Here is a 16,741-nt window from a genome sequence, read left to right on the forward strand (position 1 = left end):
ACTCTCCGTGGGTCCAGCTCTCACCGTCCCCGTGGAGACTCCCCCTCACCCTAACCCTCTCCCCGCAAGCGGGGGAGAGGGATCGGCCGCAGTGGTTGTTGTTCGCTCATGTCTCAAACCGATATCGAAATCGTCGTCGACGATCCGACCGCGCCTGAAGACGACTCCCCCTCCGTCGTCAGTTCCGGCACGATCGAGATCGTCGTCTGCCTCCTGCTGCTCGTGCTCGCCACCACGCTCGGCTACGACAATTGGCGCACCGGCATTTCCTGGGATTCGACCGGGCCCGAGCCTGGCTACTTCCCGTTCTATCTGTGTGTCGTCCTCGCCGGTGGAAGCCTCTATGGCCTCGTCGCGGCGCTGCTTGCGCGGCGTGCGGGAAGCGAACCCTTCGTTACCCGCGCGCAGACCCGCCGCGTGATGGCGGTGTTCGCGCCGACGCTTCTGTTCTGCCTGGTGACGCAGTTCCTCGGACTCTATGTCGCGAGCCTCCTCCTGATCGCGGGCTTCATGCGGCTGATCGGCAAGATTGCGCTGTGGAAGTCGCTGCTCACCGCTCTTGTGTTCACGGCGATCATATTCGTCACCTTCGACGTCGCCTTCGACGTCATCATGCCGAAGGGACCGCTCGAAGCGGCCTTCGGTTTCTAGGGCTGCCAACGATGGAAGCGTTCGGTCTCCTCGTCCACGGCTTTGCCGTCCTGCTCACCTGGAAGACGCTGGTCCTGATGATGGTCGGGCTCGTGCTCGGCATCTTCGTCGGCGTGCTGCCGGGGCTCGGCGGCCCCAACGGCGTCGCCATCCTGCTGCCGCTGACTTTCACGATGGATCCGACCTCGGCGATCGTGATGCTCTCCTGCATCTATTGGGGCGCACTGTTCGGCGGCGCCATCACCTCGATCCTGTTCAACATCCCCGGCGAGGCCTGGTCGGTGGCGACCACCTTCGACGGCTACCCGATGGCACAGCAGGGCCGGGCGGCGGAAGCGCTCACCGCGGCGTTCACCTCCTCTTTCGTCGGCTCGCTGGTCGCGGTGCTGCTGATCACCTTCCTCGCACCGCTGATCTCGTCCTTCGCGCTCAAATTCGGCCCTCCCGAGTTCTTCGCGGTGTACCTCCTGACTTTCTGCTCCTTCGTCGGTCTGGGGCGCGAGGCCAAGCACAAGACCGTCATTTCGATGTCGCTCGGCCTTTTGCTCGCCGGCATCGGCATGGACACCGTATCCGGCCAATTGCGCATGACGTTCGGCTCCGCCGAGCTGCTCCGCGGCATCAACTTCCTCGTCGCCGTCATCGGGCTCTTCGGCATCAGCGAGATCCTCCTGACGATGGAGGAGCGGCTGGCGCTGCGCGGGCACGCCGCGAGCATTTCGCTGCGCATCGTACTCTCGGTGTGGAAGGATCTGCCGAAATACTGGGTGACGCTGCTACGCTCCTCCTTCATCGGCTGCTGGCTCGGCATCACGCCGGGCGGCGCGATCGCTGCTTCCTTCATGGGCTACAATCTCGCCAAGCGCTTCGCCAAGGATCCCCAAAGCTTCGGCAAGGGGCGCATCGAGGGCGTGTTCGCGCCGGAAACGGCCGCGCACGCCTCCGGCACCTCGGCGCTGCTGCCGATGCTCGCGCTCGGCATCCCCGGTTCGGGAACGGCGGCCATCCTGCTTGGCGGTTTGATGGTGTGGGGCCTCAATCCGGGGCCGTTGTTGTTCGTCGAGCACAAGGATTTCGTCTGGGGCCTGATCGCCTCGATGTATCTCGGCAATGTCGTCGGTCTCGTGCTGGTGCTGACCACGGTGCCAATCTTTGCTTCGATCTTGCGCGTGCCCTTCGCCGCGGTCGCGCCGATGATCGTGGTGTCCTGCGCGATCGGCGCCTACGCCATCCAGAATGCGATGTTCGACATCTGGCTCATGCTGGGCTTCGGTGTCGTCGGCTACGTCTTCAAGAAGATCGGCATTCCCCTGGCGCCCTTCACCCTGGCGCTCGTGCTCGGCAATCGCGCCGAGGACGCCTTCCGCCTGTCGATGATCGGTTCAGGTGGCGACCTCAGGGTGTTCTGGTCGAACGGGCTGGTCGGCTCGATCACGACGCTGGCGATTCTCCTGCTGTTCTGGCCCGTCATCGATGGTCTGATCGGGCGTGTCGGGTTGACGCAGGGTGGGACGTCAACGTCTCGATAAATGGCGCGATAAACCTAAAAATCCAACTGCGCGTCGTAGCTGACCGTGCTCCTCGATCGTCCTGTTGCCGATGCGTAACAGCCATCGGGAGCCGGCGCGAGTACTCTGATCGCGAACTTGTGCAGAGAGGACTCACATGAAGCGCATGACGATTGGCGTCGCGGCGGTTGTTTCGCTGCTTGCAACGAGCGCGATGGCTGCCGATCTGACGGCGCCCAAGCCCTACGTCAAGGCGCCGCCGGTTGTCGCGACTGTCTATGGCTGGACCGGTTTCTACGTCGGCGGCAATATCGGCTATGGCTGGGGCCGGTCGAGCAACTCTGTCGACATTTCGAATCTGGCAACGGGCGCCACGCTGTTCACCAATACCTCGAGCAACGATGTCGATGGCGTGATCGGCGGAGGTCAGGTCGGCTACAATTGGCAGGTCCAGAACTGGGTGTTGGGCCTCGAAGCCGACATTCAGGGCAGCGACCAGAAGGGCTCCAGCAACCTTGTCTGCGTCGGTTGCGCGAACGGCGGCACCACCGACATCACCACCACGCTGACCCAGAAGCTGTCCTGGTTCGGTACCGTGCGCGGCCGCGCCGGTATCCTCGTCACGCCAAGCATCCTGCTCTATGGGACCGGCGGCCTTGCCTATGGCGAATTCAAGACTGGCGGCAGCGTCACCGGAAACGGCGTCGGTGGCGTTCCCGTCACCGTGACCTTCCCGGGCACCTCGTCGACGCAAGTCGGCTGGACCGTGGGGGCTGGCGTTGAAGGCAAGATCGGCGGCAATTGGACCGCGAAGCTCGAATACCTCTACATGGATCTCGGTTCAGTGAGCACCGGACCGATTGCGACGACCATCCTGGTCCCACGGCGGACCGACGCCGGCGTTTCCTACTCCTCGGCGCTCCGCGACAACATCCTCCGTGTCGGCGTCAACTATCAGTTCGGTGGCGGCCCGGTCGTCGCGAAGTACTGATCTCCGTTCTGAAGTCCTGCTGCAAGGCCCGGCCTGCGCCGGGCTTTGTCATTTGGGGCGTTGCATCTCGCGCCGCTCGCATGTGTGCTCGCCCTATAGCCTTCACACGACCTTTGCCTGGCGCAGCCCGGCAATCTCATCGGCGCTGAACCCGAACTCGGCCAGCACCTCGTCGGTCTGCTCGCCGAATTCCGGCGGCCGTGCCACCATCGTGCTCGGCGTGCGCGACAGCGTGACGGGCTGGCCGACCAGGCGGATGTGACGGTTCTCCGCGTTCGGCACGTCCTGCGCGATGCCGAGATGCCTGACCTGCGCATCGTCGAACATCTGGTCGATCGAATAGATCGGCCCGCAGGGCACGCCCGCCTCGTTGAGCTCCCTGACCCAGGTCTCGGTCGATTTCGCGACCGTGCGCTTCTCGATCTCGGCGTTGAGCGCATCGCGGTTCTTCGAGCGCGCGGGCGCCGTCACGTAGTCCGGATTGGCGACGAGCTCGGGCGCGCCGATCGCCTGCGCGCAGCGCTCCCAGATCCGCCCGCCGGTGGTAGCGATATTGATGTAGCCGTCGGAGGTCTTGAACACACCAGTCGGAATGCTGGTCGGATGATTGTTGCCGGCCTGTTTGGCGACTTCCTTCTCCACCAGCCAGCGCGCGGCCTGGAAGTCGAGCATGAAGATCTGCGCCTGCAACAGCGAGGTCTGCACCCACTGGCCCTCGCCGGAGACGTCGCGCTCGAGCAGCGCAGTGAGAATGCCGATGGCACAGAACAGCCCGGCCGTGAGATCGGCGACGGGAATGCCCACTCGCATCGGACCGCCGCCCGGCGCCCCCGTGATCGACATCAGGCCGCCCATGCCCTGCGCGATCTGATCGAAGCCCGGCCGCTTGTGGTAAGGGCCGTCCTGGCCGAAGCCGGAGATGCTGCCATAAACTAGGCGCGGGTTGATCGCGCGCAGGCTCTCATAGTCGATGCCGAGCTTCTTCTTCACGTCGGGTCGGAAATTTTCGACCACGACGTCGGCCTTGGCGGCGAGGCACTTGAACACCTCCAGCCCCCTCGGGTCCTTCAGATTGAGCGTCATCGCCCGCTTGTTGCGGTGCAAATTCTGGAAGTCCGCCCCGTGCCGCGGTCCACCCGGCTGCTCGCCGCCGGCATCCTCCGTGAGGGCGTCGATCTTGATGACGTTGGCGCCCCAGTCCGCGAGCTGTCGCACACAAGTGGGACCAGACCGGACGCGGGTCAGATCGAGCACGGTAAAGCGCGACAGGGCCTGTGAGGCATGCGGGAAGGGCATTTGTGCGAGCTCCGGAGCGAATTGCGCGCCTACCATAGTGCCCAGCGATCAGGCGGCAAGCCTCGCTGGGCGCTGGTGTCGTCGGCGAAAACGTGGGGCTGACGCGCGATGGCGCCCGGTTCAGCGCGACAGGCGCTTCAGGTCGGCGCGAGCCTTTTCCGCGAGCGGGTCGTCGCCGTGGCGGGCAATGAACAGCTCCAGCGCCTCGGCCGTTCCCTTTCGGCGAGCAAGCTCGTACTCTTCGGCGACGGCGATGGAGGGATCGCGCGCGGGCGGCATGATTGCGGCGCGCCCGGGTTTTCCAGCTTCCTGCGCCTCGGCTTTGCTGACCATGACAGGCTGTCCCTCCAGGAACGGGTGATCCGGGCTGGCGAGCGCGGCGAGGGCCACGAAAAGGCCGGCCGCAGGGCGGAACGGTCCCATGGGTTACCTCAAGATTGCCGCGGTGGTCACGTCCGACCCCGTGTAAACACAGCAAGACGGATTAACAAGTCGTTATCAGGGCGGCTTCGCACAACCTACCCAAATTAAACCAAACGTATAAAACGAGCCTCTAGAATTGGCGCGGCACCGCGAATCAGACGCGTGTCGGCGTTCCCGGGAGAGGATCATTGGCCACCGCGGTTACTATCGGCGCAACCGGCAACGCTGACATCGATGGAATGCTGTCCGGCTATGGATGGACCGGCACGATTACCTATAGCTTTCCGGATTCCTCGAGCGACTATCCGAGCCCCTACACCGGGGGTAACGGCGAGCCGACCACGTCGGGCTTCTCGCAGGCCCCGAGCCAGATGCAGGCTGCGGTCAACTACGCGATCGGGCTGATCCAAAGCTACACCAACGCCACCATCCAGTACGCCGGGACCAACGGCGCGGATATCATGGTGGCGCAGTCGCCGGCCGCCAATCCGACCTCTTACGCCTACTATCCGAACAGCTATGCGTCCGGCGGCGACGTCTGGTTCGGAACCGCATACGATTATTCGCAGGCCTCGCTCGGCAACTATTATTTCGCGACCGCGCTGCACGAGCTCGGTCACGCTTTCGGCCTGAAGCACAGCCAGGAGACCGGCGGCCCCGCCAATGTCGCGGTGCCGAGTGCGCATGACGATTCCGAATACACCGTCATGAGCTACCGCAGCTATGTCGGTGGGCCGCTGACCGGCTACACCAACGAGTCCTATGGGTATCCGCAGACCTATATGGCGAACGATATCCTCGCGCTGCAAACGATGTACGGCGCGAACTACACGACCCACAACGAGAACACCGTCTATACCTGGAGCCCGACCACCGGACAGGAATTCATCAACGGCGTCGCGCAGCTTGCGCCGGGCGGCGGAGTCGGTGGTTCGGCCAACCGCATCTACGAGACGATCTGGGATGGTGGTGGCGTCGATACCTACGACCTGTCGAATTATACGACGAACCTGACCATCAATCTCAACCCCGGCGCATCGTCGGTGTTTTCAAGCACGCAACTGGCCTATCTCGGCAACGGCCACTATGCGGCAGGCAACGTCTACAACGCCTATCTCTACAATAACGACGCCCGGTCCTACATCGACAACGCCATCGGCGGCACCGGCAACGACACGATGACCGGCAACGCCATCGCCAACGTGCTGAATGGCGGTTCGGGCAACGACACCATCACCGGCGGCGGCGGCAACGACACCATCATCGGTGGCGTGGGGACTGATACCGCGGTGTATTCGGGCAATGAGGCGAACTACGTCATTACCTACGACGCGAACAGCCAGACGTTCACAATCGCAGACCAACGCTCAGGCGTGCCCGATGGCACCGATACTGTCACCGGCGTGGAGAATTTCCAGTTTGCCGATGGGACGGTCTCGAACACCACACTGATCAGCCAGGTCGCGCCTGTTGTCATCGAGGCGCTAGGTGCGACAAGCCTGGTCCAGAGTGGCAACAGCTATTTCATGAATCCAGTTGCCGGCGGCAACGGCCCGGAACTCAAGAATGGCGGCTCCGCAGTTATTGCTGGAGCGTATGGTGGTTGGGCTCCGATTGGTGCGGAGCAGAACGGGAGCACCTACCTCGTCGCCTGGAAGGATTCCGGCAGCGGTTCCTATACGGTCTGGACGACCGACGCCAACGGCAATTTCGTGTCGAACTCCGGCGGCATGTCGGGCACGAGCTCAACGCTCGAAAACTACGAGACGACCTTCCATCAAGATTTGAACGGCGATGGCGTTATTGGCGTCCCCGGAACATCGGGTACCGTCATCGAATCCTTCGGCTCAACGAGCCTGGTCAGGACGGGAAGCAACTATTACTTGAACCCGGTGGCTGGCGGCACTGGTCCCGAATTAAAGAACGGCGGAGCTGCGGTTGTTGCTGGTGCTTATGCGGGCTGGGCTCCGATCGCAGCGGAGCAGGTGGGGACGAGTTACAAGGTCGCCTGGAAGGATTCCGATAGCGGCCTTTACACAGTCTGGACAACGGACAGTAATGGCAACCTAGCATCCAACACAGGGAGTATGTCGGGTACCAGCACGACGTTTGAGAATTTGGAGTCGACCTTCCAACAAGACCTCAACGGAGATGGAACAATCGGTGTTCCGGCTTCCTCGGGGACTACATTCTTGAATGCGCCCAGCGACGCTTTCATGTTTCGCGAGAGCTTTGCTACGAACGGCCAATCCGCGGACCTATTCGCCGGGTTCAAAGCAGGCGTTTGGTTTGACCATCCGCAGGACGATGGGTTGCATGGCTACTGGCAGGCGATTGCATCCCAGCCGACAATTCACGCGAATGAAGCGATTGGGACGATTGAATCTCACATATTGGCCTCGTTGCAAGATCACTTCCTGATCAAGTGAGAATTCATCTCGTGCGGAACCGAGGTTCGGCGAACATTTTCCGCCGGACGAATCGCCGCTAAGTTGCCGGGCTGGCCCTATCTCAAGGAAGGTTACGGCTTGTCCGGCACAGAAATCAACATTTCAAGCAAGGCGCCGGCCGCAGGGGACGCGCTGAACTCCGGCGGTCGGTTGCGGCGTCTGATCCATGGCTGGTCGGCGAACCTCGTTCAAATCCTTCTGGTTCTGGTCCAGCAGCTGCTTTTGATTCCGGTGTTTCTTCATTTTTGGACCAGTGATGCGCTCGCGGCTTGGCTCGCCATCTATGCCGCGGGAAGCCTCATTGTCGTTGCCGACGCAGGACTTCAGCTCCGAGCCATCAATCGGTTTCTCGCTTTCAAATCCTCCGTCGATTGCGATGGCAGAACGGCGAGCTTCTATTCCGGTATGCTACGAATCTACTTTGGCTTGGTCATTGTGTTGGGGGCGCTGCTGCTTATCGCCACGCGGATCGTGCCTCCATCCGCGGTGCTCGGATTTCATGCGACCGTCACGTTTGATTCCGCTCTGCTGGTGATGATCTTGGGCATGCTGCTTGTCTTGCCCTCGAATCTCGTATCTGGCCTTTATCGCGCGCGTGGCAGGTATGGCCGGGCCGTTTGGCTGCAAAACCTCGCGCTGTTGCTCGGTCAGATTGCGCAAATCGTTGCCGTCGCTGTTTTCGGCCATTTACTCGCCGTGGCAGTCGCTTTCGTTTCAACCCAGGTCTTGCTTGCCTTCTTTCTTGTTGTGTTCGATGCGCCACGCTTATTTCCCTATCTGCGGCGCGGTGGGGACGTGCGGTCGTGGCGGTGGAGCATTGGGCAGTTTGGGCCGGCTTTTCCGTTTGCTGTAGCCAACCTCTCGGAACTGGCGATTGTGAACGCTCCTGTGCTGCTGGTCAGCGCCTTCGTCACAGACCGGGAACTGGTCGCGCAATGGGGGCTGACACGCGTGGTAGCAGGCCTGGTGCGAGGACTTTGCACGCAGATCGCCTTGCCGATTGCCGCCGAACTTGGCCATGACTATGCGATCGGCGACAAGGACCGCCTGCGTCGCATCTATTCTCTCGGCTCCGTAATCGTCACGGCAACTGCCAGCTTGATGGTGGCGGGCCTGCTTCCGTTCTGGCCCGACTTCTTTTCGCTCTGGACCCGAGGCAATATTCCCTACGATGCATCGCTTGCAATTATACTGTTGCTCGGGTCTGTCGCTGTTGCTCCATCGCTGTTGGCGCTTGCCTTCGCCAACTATAGCGACCGTCGCGATCTGCTGGTCCGCAGCAAGGGCTCGCAGCTTGTTGTCTTCCTCGCCTTGTCGTTCATACTGATCCCTCGGCTCGGTCCGATTGGTGCGGCTTGCGCGATTGTTGTGAGCGATTTCCTTGTTCAGTTCGGCCTCCTCGCGCTCATGATCATGGGCCAGACCTTACGTCATCCGTTTCGACACGCGGCGTTCCTCGCTGCTGTTGCTCTCACGATCGTGGTGCCGGGATGGAGCTTGGGAGGGCTGATCGCTTCACTTCTGCCGGCGGCAGGTTTTGCGCATTTCATTGCAAAATGCGCCATTTGGCTCATTGCGGTAGGCCTTGTCGCGAGTCCGCTTCTGAGCGAGCGCGTCCGGGGTCGCTTGATGGATGCCGTTCCGACCTAGCGCTGCGTTAGCGCAAGGCGATGTTTCAGTCGATCCATGCGTCGCGCGAACTGCTTACGTCCCAATTCAGTTTCTTCGGCGAACTGCTGTAGCCGCTTTTCGCCTGCGTGGCGCAGCCGTTCGCGCGTCCCCTCGGCTCGCAGGCTCATGATGGCGTCCGCCAGCGAACGCGGGTCGTCATAGTCGAACAGGATCGCCGCGTCGCCGGCTTGCGCCTTGAACGCCTCGGGATAGATGACAGGCGTTCCGACCGCCCAGGCTTCCAGCGGCGGCAGATTGGTCGGGCCGAAATAGCTCGGCATGACCAGCGCGGCGGCCCCGCGGTACAGGGCGCCCAGTTCGGCCGACTCGACGAAGCCGATGATCGAGATCTGCTCTGAGAGGCCGTGGCTGATGATCGCCTTGTCGACCTTCTCGCGTCCGCCGCGGTCCGATCCGCACAAAACCAGCCGCTCTGCGCGGCCCTGTTCGCGTAGCAGTGCGAGGGCGGCCAGCAGCGTGGCGTGGTTCTTGTGCGGCCAGAACTGGGCGGGATAGAACAGATAGCCCGGCTCGAGCCGATATTTCCTCAGGACGGCCTCATCCGCGGCTCTGTCGTCGTGCGCGGATTTCGAGACATAGGTCGACGGGGAGAAAGGAATGCATACCGCGCGCTCACGCTCCATGGCGTAGCGCCTGCACAGGTCGTCGATCAGCTCTGGAGCATTGACGACGACCAGTACCGCTTTCATGCTCGCAAGACCAAACAGGATCTCGCGCCGCTCGAACTCGCCGAACGCCCGCACTTCCGGAAATTCCGGCGCGTCGCGATGGCAGCCGTCGAAGATCGTGATGATGAACGGAAGCTGATGCAGCAGCAGATGCCGCTTGGACGTCGAAGTGAAGTGCACGACGTCGATCCCGTCGCGGACCAGGGCGCGCTCGAACGGCGATTTCAGGCGCAGCGCGATCTGCACCAGATCGAACGGCCCGACATATTTCAGGAAGAGGAAGGCGTAGTCGATAGCGCGAAATTTCAGCAGGCGCGCGTCGATGCCGAAGTTCTTTAGAACCGTCAAGGTTTGCTCGTAGGGCGAGTAAACGATGATCTCGTTGCCGGATTCCGTCGCCCAGTCGCGTAGCCACAGCACATCGTTCAGGGGCTGCTGGAATCCACCACCGACCTCGATGGCCTGCTCAAGCATTACAGCAAGTCGTAACGGTCTCACGGTCAGAAGCTCTTCCTGGCGATGGAGTAGGCCGCCCAGACGGTCGAATTCGGCGCCGCATCCGATAGCCAGGCATGGGTGCCGGCCGGTTCTAACCCGGTGCTCCTGAGCGAGGCCTCGACCTCGAACGGAAACCAGTAGCGCATGTGGTGGGTCTCGTCGACGCGCCGGATCGTCGAGCGATTGGTGTCTTCGCAGAACAGGGTGTAGCTTACGAGCACCGTCGCCTTGGTCTCGTCATGCTCCGATTGCGCGATTCGGGTCAGGCGCAGCGGCTTCTGCTCGATCACCTTGACGCGCGTCTCGACGCCCTGCGCCAGCACCGCGCCGCCATACCAGTAGTCGAAGAAGAACACGCCGCCGGGCTTCAGCGCCGCGTGAGCGGTGTGGAAGAGGGCCTCCAGCCGGTTTCGGTCCGTCTGATAGCTCGCGACGTGAAACAGCGACACCACCGCATCGTAGTCTCGTTCTGCACCGGCCTCGCAAGCGTCGCCCTGCCGGAAGGGAATCTCAAGGCCCGCCTCGACGGCGCGCGTCTTCGCCTTGGCGATCATGTCCGCGCTGAGGTCGATGCCGGCGACGTCCCAGCCGCGGCGAGCGAATTCGATTGCGTGCACTCCCGTGCCGCAACCAAGATCCAGTAGTTTGCCCGACGCGACGCCGTGGTCGCGCAGCCGCCCTTCGACGAAGTCCACTTCCGCGGCGTAATCCTTGTCCCGGTACAGGAGATCGTACCAGGGCGCGTAGTCCGCAAACACGCTCACGCCAGGATCTCCTTCAGCGCCTCCGCGGACCGCACTATCTCGTCGTCAGTCAAGGCAAGCCCGCTCGGCAGATAGAAGCCGCGGCGCGCGATCAATTCCGCATTGGGATGGGATTCGCTCAGCATGAAGCCCATGCGGCGCAGCACCGGCTGCTCATGCATGCACCAGAAAAATGGTCGCGTCCCGATGCCCTTCGCGGCAAGGCGCCGCATCGCCTCCTTGGCATCGAACGGCACCTCGTCGTCCAGCACGACGCCGTAGACCCAATAGATGTTGTCGGCATAGTTGGTTCTGGCGACGGGACGGCGTATGCCCGGCGCGTCGGCGAGATGCTCATCGTAGAGACGGCCGATCCGGCGCTTGAGTTCGACCGTGCGGGGCAGGCGCTCGACCTGGGCAACGCCGAGGGCCGCCTGCAAATTGGTCATGCGCGCGTTCCAGCCGAGCTCTTCGTGAATGAACCGCTGCTGGGGCTGGAAACAGAGGTTGCGCAGACTTTGCAGGCGATCGGCGAGCGCGGCATCGTCAGTGAGAATCATGCCGCCTTCGCCAGTCGTGACGTGCTTGTTGGGATAGAAGCTGAAGGTCGAGACATCACCGAAACTGCCGCAGGGCGCACCGCGATAGGTCTGGCCGTGCATCTCGGCGGCGTCCTCGATCACCTTCAGCCCACGCGCACGCGCGAGCTCGAGGATCGGATCAAGATCGACCGGGAGACCGTAGATGTGGACCAGCATGATCGCGCGCGTTCGCGGCGTCAGTGCGGCTTCCACGCCTTCAACGGTCATGTTCCAGGTGGCCGGATCGCAATCAACGGCAACCGGAACGAGGCCGGCTCTGACCACGGCTGCTGCACAGCTGATGATCGTGAAGGTCGGAATGATGACTTCATCGCCCGGTGCGAGCCCAAGGGCGTGAACGGCAATATCGAGTGCGACAGAGCCGTTGGTGACGGCGACGCCGTAGCGGCGTCCCGCGGCAACAGCCATCGCCTGCTCGAAGCGTTTGATGAAAGGGCCCTCGGACGAAATCCATCCGGTGCGGATGCACTCCGTCAAATAGTCAGCCTCGTTTCCGTCGAGCAACGGCGTATTGACGGGGATGAACGCTTCGGTCACAGGCCTGGACCCTTGATCCGTATCTCGGACGGCGCGGCTTCCGAAAAACGAGTCTTGTCGTTTTCTCCGGCATAGGGCCCTTGCTTGATTTCGAACATCTCGAGTGGCTCGAGCACATGGAAGCCATGTGCTCCGCTACAGAGCAGGATGATGTCGCCTGCACAGAGCACGCGGCTTTCCAGATATTCTTCCTCGACCGTGTAGAAGTCGACCTGAAGCTTGCCCTTCTGGATGAGGAGCACTTCCTGCGTATAGTGCACCTCTCGCGTCACCTTGTTGTGGCGATGCGGCGCGATGCTCTTGCCCGCAGGATGGCTCATATAGGCGAGCTGCTGCGACAATTCGGGCGGGGAAAAGAAGTGGATCCCCGGCTCGCGAAAGGACGCTCGTACGATGATCGCGTACAGCTTTCCATCGAATTGACACTGCTCGACGCTATTCACGTTCCACCTGGAAAATGTTGCAGTTGCAAGAGGCTAATGACCTTGGCGGGTTTGTGCCAAGCCGTCAAGGCGACACTCCCTTCCTTAAGCTACTGCGCCAGAAAAGCTAGGATTTCCTCGACGCGGCGACGATAGGTGTGGTGTGCGAGGGTCTTCTGCTGACCGGCCGTTGCAACGGCTTTGCGCGCCCCTTCATCAGCGAGATACCGGTCTATGGCGACGGCGCATTCTTCCGGTGAACGCCAGACTGCCACCTCGATGTCGGGCTCGAAGAGGCTTTGCAGATTACGTTTGAAGTCGGTCAGGAGGAATGCGCCGATCCCGGTTGCTTCGAACAGGCGCACATTGCCGGCTTCGTCGCCCGCGATGTCGATGTGAGAGTTGAGCGTGATGCGCGACCGCCGCAGGGTTTCGTACATCTCCGCGCCCCACACCTCGCCCTGGAGGCACTTCCAGAGCGGCGAGGAGGCGGAAACGGTCTGCGAGATGTTTCCCCAGATCTTGAGGTCGTAGCGCCGCGCGAGGAACTCCAGGAGTGCGATGCGCCCGCGGTGATCCTCTGATATCGAGCCGACGAAGGAGACATCGACGTCCGGAGTGGAAGGCGGCGACAAGCGGTTCAGAATGTCCGGTTCAAATGCCAGATGATTGACCTCGGCGCGAACGCCCGCCAGGCGAAACTTGCTGACGATCCGCGGGAGTTGCGAGATCATCAGATCGTAGGGACTCCAGTCCACGCCTCGCGATGGCTCGATGCCCACCTGTCCGACCAGGAAAGGGGAGCCGATTTGCTTGATTCGCCTGACGAGGCGGCTGTCGACGTGAAAAACGTCCTGGTTGAGCACGAAGTCTGGCTTGTGCTCTTCGACCTGCGCGAGCAGGATTTCCTCGGATTGCCGTTTCAATCGAGGGCTAAGCCCCAGATGCCGGGCGAGCGGCCGCAGCAGCGGCTTCACGGGCGCAGCAACTCTCTTCAGCCAGGCTGGAACCCGCTGTGTCGTGGCGGGCGCTTCTTCGGATTCGACCGCCATTCCGTGTTCGCGAGCCCATGCCGACTGGAGCGACCAGTTGTTGACGTGGATGTCGGTGGCCTGGTGGCCCAAAAAGATGAAATTGCGAGAGTAAAAGTCTGCAACCCCGAATAGACTTGCGTTCCTGGCCGCCATCTGCTGCACGTAGGAGGCGTTCGCAAGCTCCGGACTCCGGCGGTAGAGCCAGGTCAGAAACTTGGGATAGTCGGCGTTCAGTATCAGGACACGCATGTGCAACCAGATCGTTCCGGACTTGTCTGCGTCCCTGCGCAAAGCATCATTTCGCAGGCAGATCAAGCGTTCCACCGCGCTCTCGGGGCACCGCAAGCAAAAATCGAGGCGGGGCCGAGCGCGGGCAATTGGCTTGATCTGAAAGGACTTTTCCGTATAGACACATGCTTCGTGCGTGAGGACATGAGCGGCCCTGGCCAGCCTCGCCGAAGGGGAACCCAATGATCAGATTCGGCTTGCTCGGTTGCGGACGCATCGCCACGCGGCATTCGGATCTTCTTGGCAGCGGCCAAATCGAGAATGCCAAGCTCGTGGCGGTCTGCGATCCCATTACCGCACGCGCGGATGCGATCGCGGCGAAATTTGGCGTGGCCGCACACCACGACATGGACAGCTTCCTGGCGCGGCAGGATATGGATGCCGTCGCGGTCCTCACGCCGAGCGGGCTGCATCCCCAGCATGCGATCGCCGCCGCCAAGGCGGGCAAGCACGTCGTCGTCGAGAAGCCGATGGCGCTTCGGCTCCAGGACGCCGACGACATGATCAAGGCTTGCGATCAGGCCGGTGTGAAACTGTTCGTCGTGAAGCAGAATCGATTCAACGTTCCTGTCGTCAAGGCGCGCGAGGCGCTGGACGCCGGCCGCTTCGGCAAGCTCATTATGGGGACCGTTCGCGTGCGCTGGTGTCGTGACCAGGCCTACTACGATCAGGATGCGTGGCGGGGCACCTGGGCTTACGACGGCGGCGTGCTGACGAACCAGGCGAGCCACCATATCGATATGCTGGAATGGTTTTTCGGGGAAGTGGTCAGCGTTCACGCGCGCGCCGTCACAGCGCTGGCAAAGGTCGAGACAGAGGATACCGCGGTTGCGACGCTCAGGTTTCGTAACGGGGCGCTGGGTATCATCGAGGCGACGACGGCGGCGCGCCCCACCGATCTCGAAGGATCGTTGTCGGTGCTCGGCGAGAAGGGGACTGTGGAGATCGCCGGCTTCGCGGTCAACCAGATCAGGCACTGGCGGTTCGTCGACGAGCTTCCGAGCGACAAGATCGTCGTCGAGAAATTCTCCGTGAACCCGCCGAACGTATACGGCTTCGGGCATCAGGCCTATTATCAGCACGTCGTCGATTGTCTCCTGCACCAGCGCGCTGCGCTGGTGGATGGTCTGGAGGGACGGAAGAGCCTCGAGTTGATCTCGGCGCTGTACGAATCCATCGAGACCGGGCAGGAGGTGTCGCTCCGCTTCGAGCCTCGGCGAAGCCGGCTTGGTGCCATCTCATGAACACGCCGATCGTATCCCGGGTCGGCGTGCGCGATGTCCGGTTCGGGGAACGCGTCAAGTTCGTCGAGCCCTGCAATCTCTATGATTGCACGATCGGCGACGACTGCTTCGTCGGTCCGTTCACGGAGATCCAGGCCGGCGTCGTGATCGGCGCCAGGACGCGCGTGCAGTCGCACGCCTTCATCTGCGAATTGGTGTCCGTGGGAGAGGACTGCTTCGTCGGCCATGGCGTGATGTTCATCAACGACACGTTCGCGATCGGAGGACCTGCGCGTGGGCGCAAGGAATTGTGGCGCGCGACGAGGATCGGTAACCGTGTCTCGATCGGCTCCAACGCCACGATCATGCCCGTCAGCATCGCCGATGACGTCGTGATCGGTGCCGGCGCCGTCGTCACCAAGGACATCATCGCGGCCGGTACCTACGCCGGAAATCCCGCGCGCCTGCTCAGGCTGCACAAATAGGGAAGATCAACAATGGCGGTACCTTTCGCGGATCTCGGGCTGCAATACCGATCGATCAAGGATGAGATCGACGGCGCAATTAGTGCGGTCATCCGCGACAACGCGTTCATTCGTGGACCATATGTCGATGCCTTCGAGCGCGAGTTTGCCGAGGCAGCTTCCGTCGAGCACTGCGTGTCCTGTGCCAATGGCACGGATGCCCTGTACCTTGCGATGTCCGCACTCGGCGTCAAGCCAGGCGACGAGGTCATCACGACGGCCCATTCCTGGATCTCCACCTCCGCAATGATCACGCATGCCGGGGCGACCGTGGTGTTTTGCGACACCGACGCCGCCACGTTCACGATCGATCCGGCCGCGATTGAGGCCGCGATCACGCCGCGCACCGTCGGCATAATCCCAGTCCACCTCTATGGGCAGCCCGCAGACATGGATGCGATCATGGCAATCGCCCGCAAGCACGGCCTCTGGGTGGTAGAGGATTGCGCTCAGGCGCATCTGGCGAAGTTCCGCGACCAGCCCGTCGGCACGTTCGGTCAGGCTGCGACGTATTCGTTCTACCCCGGCAAGAATCTCGGGGCGTTCGGTGATGCCGGCGCCGTCGTGACCAACGACGCGGTGCTTGCCGAGCGCATGGCGATGCTGGCCCGTCACGGCGGCTTGGTGAAGCACAATCATCAGATCGAGGGCATCAACAGTCGGCTGGACGGCTTGCAGGCGGCCATCCTTTCAGCAAAGCTGAAGCACTTGGCGGTTTGGACCAGGGCGCGTCGGGAGGCTGCGATGATTTATGACGCGGGCCTCAATCAACTCGATGGGGTGGAAGTACCGTATGTCGCGCCCCAACGTACTCACGTTTATCATCTCTACACAATCAAACACCGGAACCGCGACGGCCTGGCGTCGTACCTGAATGCGAATGGGGTACAGACGGCGATTAACTATCCCGCCGCGCTACCGTTGCTGCCCGCCTATGCGCGATATGCGCACAGGCCAGATCAATTCCCGCACGCCTTCGGCGATCAGGGTAGGATTCTCTCGCTTCCTATGTTTGCCGAAATCACGCGCGAGCAGCAGCACGAGGTGATTAGGCTGATCCGGGATTTCTAGCTGGCGTTGCTTCCGGGAGAAGACTCTGCACGATCGGTGATCGTGACCGTCACCACGGCACATACACCATCACCAGCACGAGGAGCCCGCCAAGAACCAGTGCCCACAAGGCGGCACTAT

General features: G+C 62.0%; 15 protein-coding genes. 8 read left to right on the plus strand and 7 right to left on the minus strand.

The genetic code is table 11. The features are described 5' to 3' along the window. Positions 1-108: 108 nt before the first annotated feature. From NLN62_RS32665 to NLN62_RS32675, 3 genes are all read left to right on the plus strand, one after another. Positions 109-651 (plus strand): tripartite tricarboxylate transporter TctB family protein, encoded by a 543-nt coding sequence (locus NLN62_RS32665; protein ID WP_254111545.1) that lies wholly within the window; start codon positions 109-111, stop codon positions 649-651. Between the two features lie 11 nt (positions 652-662). Then, a complete protein-coding gene (locus NLN62_RS32670; protein ID WP_027528522.1) occupies positions 663-2,180 on the plus strand; it encodes a tripartite tricarboxylate transporter permease in 1,518 nt (505 codons plus the stop codon). 136 nt (positions 2,181-2,316) lie between these two features. Further along, positions 2,317-3,150, plus strand: coding sequence for an outer membrane protein (locus tag NLN62_RS32675; protein ID WP_027528523.1), 834 nt, complete (start codon positions 2,317-2,319; stop codon positions 3,148-3,150). A gap of 102 nt (positions 3,151-3,252) precedes the next feature. Here the strand turns inward: NLN62_RS32675 and NLN62_RS32680 are convergent, their stop codons facing one another. Both NLN62_RS32680 and NLN62_RS32685 read right to left on the minus strand, forming a co-directional pair. Next, positions 3,253-4,446, minus strand: a complete 1,194-nt coding sequence (locus NLN62_RS32680) for a CaiB/BaiF CoA-transferase family protein (RefSeq protein ID WP_027528524.1) — start codon at positions 4,444-4,446, stop codon at positions 3,253-3,255. Positions 4,447-4,566: 120 nt separating this feature from the next. Beyond that, on the minus strand, positions 4,567-4,869 hold the full coding sequence (locus NLN62_RS32685) for a hypothetical protein (protein WP_254111546.1): 303 nt from the start codon (positions 4,867-4,869) through the stop codon (positions 4,567-4,569). Positions 4,870-5,057: 188 nt separating this feature from the next. On the opposite strand from NLN62_RS32685, the gene NLN62_RS32690 reads away from it, so the two are divergent. Next, complete coding sequence (locus NLN62_RS32690) at positions 5,058-7,298, plus strand: M10 family metallopeptidase C-terminal domain-containing protein (RefSeq protein WP_254111547.1); 2,241 nt, start codon at positions 5,058-5,060, stop codon at positions 7,296-7,298. A 99-nt stretch (positions 7,299-7,397) separates the two neighbouring features. Then, on the plus strand, positions 7,398-8,969 hold the full coding sequence (locus tag NLN62_RS32695) for a hypothetical protein (protein WP_156944977.1): 1,572 nt from the start codon (positions 7,398-7,400) through the stop codon (positions 8,967-8,969). Here the strand turns inward: NLN62_RS32695 and NLN62_RS32700 are convergent. The 5 genes from NLN62_RS32700 to NLN62_RS32720 all read right to left on the minus strand — a co-directional run bounded on the left by NLN62_RS32700 (position 8,966) and on the right by NLN62_RS32720 (position 13,668). Continuing rightward, the gene (locus tag NLN62_RS32700) at positions 8,966-10,153 is read right to left on the minus strand and encodes a glycosyltransferase (protein WP_254111548.1); all 1,188 of its coding nucleotides are present in this window, start codon (positions 10,151-10,153) and stop codon (positions 8,966-8,968) included. The genes NLN62_RS32695 and NLN62_RS32700 overlap by 4 nt on opposite strands. Positions 10,154-10,179: 26 nt before the next feature. Next, a complete protein-coding gene (locus NLN62_RS32705) occupies positions 10,180-10,941 on the minus strand; it encodes a class I SAM-dependent methyltransferase (RefSeq protein WP_254111549.1) in 762 nt (253 codons plus the stop codon). Next, a complete protein-coding gene (locus NLN62_RS32710) occupies positions 10,938-12,059 on the minus strand; it encodes a DegT/DnrJ/EryC1/StrS aminotransferase family protein (protein ID WP_027528529.1) in 1,122 nt (373 codons plus the stop codon). The genes NLN62_RS32705 and NLN62_RS32710 overlap by 4 nt, the downstream gene beginning before the upstream one ends. Beyond that, positions 12,056-12,502 (minus strand): hypothetical protein, encoded by a 447-nt coding sequence (locus NLN62_RS32715; RefSeq protein ID WP_027528530.1) that lies wholly within the window; start codon positions 12,500-12,502, stop codon positions 12,056-12,058. The genes NLN62_RS32710 and NLN62_RS32715 overlap by 4 nt, the downstream gene beginning before the upstream one ends. Before the next feature lie 89 nt (positions 12,503-12,591). Continuing rightward, positions 12,592-13,668, minus strand: coding sequence for a glycosyltransferase (locus tag NLN62_RS32720; RefSeq protein ID WP_254113777.1), 1,077 nt, complete (start codon positions 13,666-13,668; stop codon positions 12,592-12,594). Between the two features lie 317 nt (positions 13,669-13,985). Between NLN62_RS32720 and NLN62_RS32725 the strand changes: the two genes are divergently transcribed. Genes NLN62_RS32725 through NLN62_RS32735 form a run of 3 tightly spaced genes read left to right on the plus strand, consistent with a single transcriptional unit; the run spans position 13,986 to position 16,621 of the window. After that, the gene (locus NLN62_RS32725; protein WP_027528532.1) at positions 13,986-15,047 is read left to right on the plus strand and encodes a Gfo/Idh/MocA family protein; all 1,062 of its coding nucleotides are present in this window, start codon (positions 13,986-13,988) and stop codon (positions 15,045-15,047) included. Further along, complete coding sequence (locus NLN62_RS32730; RefSeq protein WP_027528533.1) at positions 15,044-15,511, plus strand: acyltransferase; 468 nt, start codon at positions 15,044-15,046, stop codon at positions 15,509-15,511. The genes NLN62_RS32725 and NLN62_RS32730 overlap by 4 nt, the downstream gene beginning before the upstream one ends. A gap of 12 nt (positions 15,512-15,523) precedes the next feature. Continuing rightward, a complete protein-coding gene (locus NLN62_RS32735; RefSeq protein ID WP_027528534.1) occupies positions 15,524-16,621 on the plus strand; it encodes a DegT/DnrJ/EryC1/StrS aminotransferase family protein in 1,098 nt (365 codons plus the stop codon). Positions 16,622-16,741: the final 120 nt, after the last annotated feature.

Origin of the sequence: Bradyrhizobium sp. CCGUVB23 (assembly GCF_024199885.1) — a bacterium.
Taxonomy (GTDB): domain Bacteria; phylum Pseudomonadota; class Alphaproteobacteria; order Rhizobiales; family Xanthobacteraceae; genus Bradyrhizobium.

Excerpts from the sequence above, each read along its gene's own strand:
- NLN62_RS32685 (WP_254111546.1), bottom strand. The coding sequence starts at position 4,869 with ATGGGACCGTTCCGCCCTGCGGCCGGCCTTTTCGTGGCCCTCGCCGCG.
- NLN62_RS32720 (WP_254113777.1), bottom strand. The coding sequence starts at position 13,668 with ATGGCGGCCAGGAACGCAAGTCTATTCGGGGTTGCAGACTTTTACTCT.
- NLN62_RS32725 (WP_027528532.1), top strand. The coding sequence starts at position 13,986 with ATGATCAGATTCGGCTTGCTCGGTTGCGGACGCATCGCCACGCGGCAT.
- NLN62_RS32735 (WP_027528534.1), top strand. The coding sequence starts at position 15,524 with ATGGCGGTACCTTTCGCGGATCTCGGGCTGCAATACCGATCGATCAAG.
- NLN62_RS32670 (WP_027528522.1), top strand. The coding sequence starts at position 663 with ATGGAAGCGTTCGGTCTCCTCGTCCACGGCTTTGCCGTCCTGCTCACC.
- NLN62_RS32700 (WP_254111548.1), bottom strand. The coding sequence starts at position 10,153 with ATGCTTGAGCAGGCCATCGAGGTCGGTGGTGGATTCCAGCAGCCCCTG.
- NLN62_RS32730 (WP_027528533.1), top strand. The coding sequence starts at position 15,044 with ATGAACACGCCGATCGTATCCCGGGTCGGCGTGCGCGATGTCCGGTTC.
- NLN62_RS32675 (WP_027528523.1), top strand. The coding sequence starts at position 2,317 with ATGAAGCGCATGACGATTGGCGTCGCGGCGGTTGTTTCGCTGCTTGCA.
- NLN62_RS32680 (WP_027528524.1), bottom strand. The coding sequence starts at position 4,446 with ATGCCCTTCCCGCATGCCTCACAGGCCCTGTCGCGCTTTACCGTGCTC.
- NLN62_RS32665 (WP_254111545.1), top strand. The coding sequence starts at position 109 with ATGTCTCAAACCGATATCGAAATCGTCGTCGACGATCCGACCGCGCCT.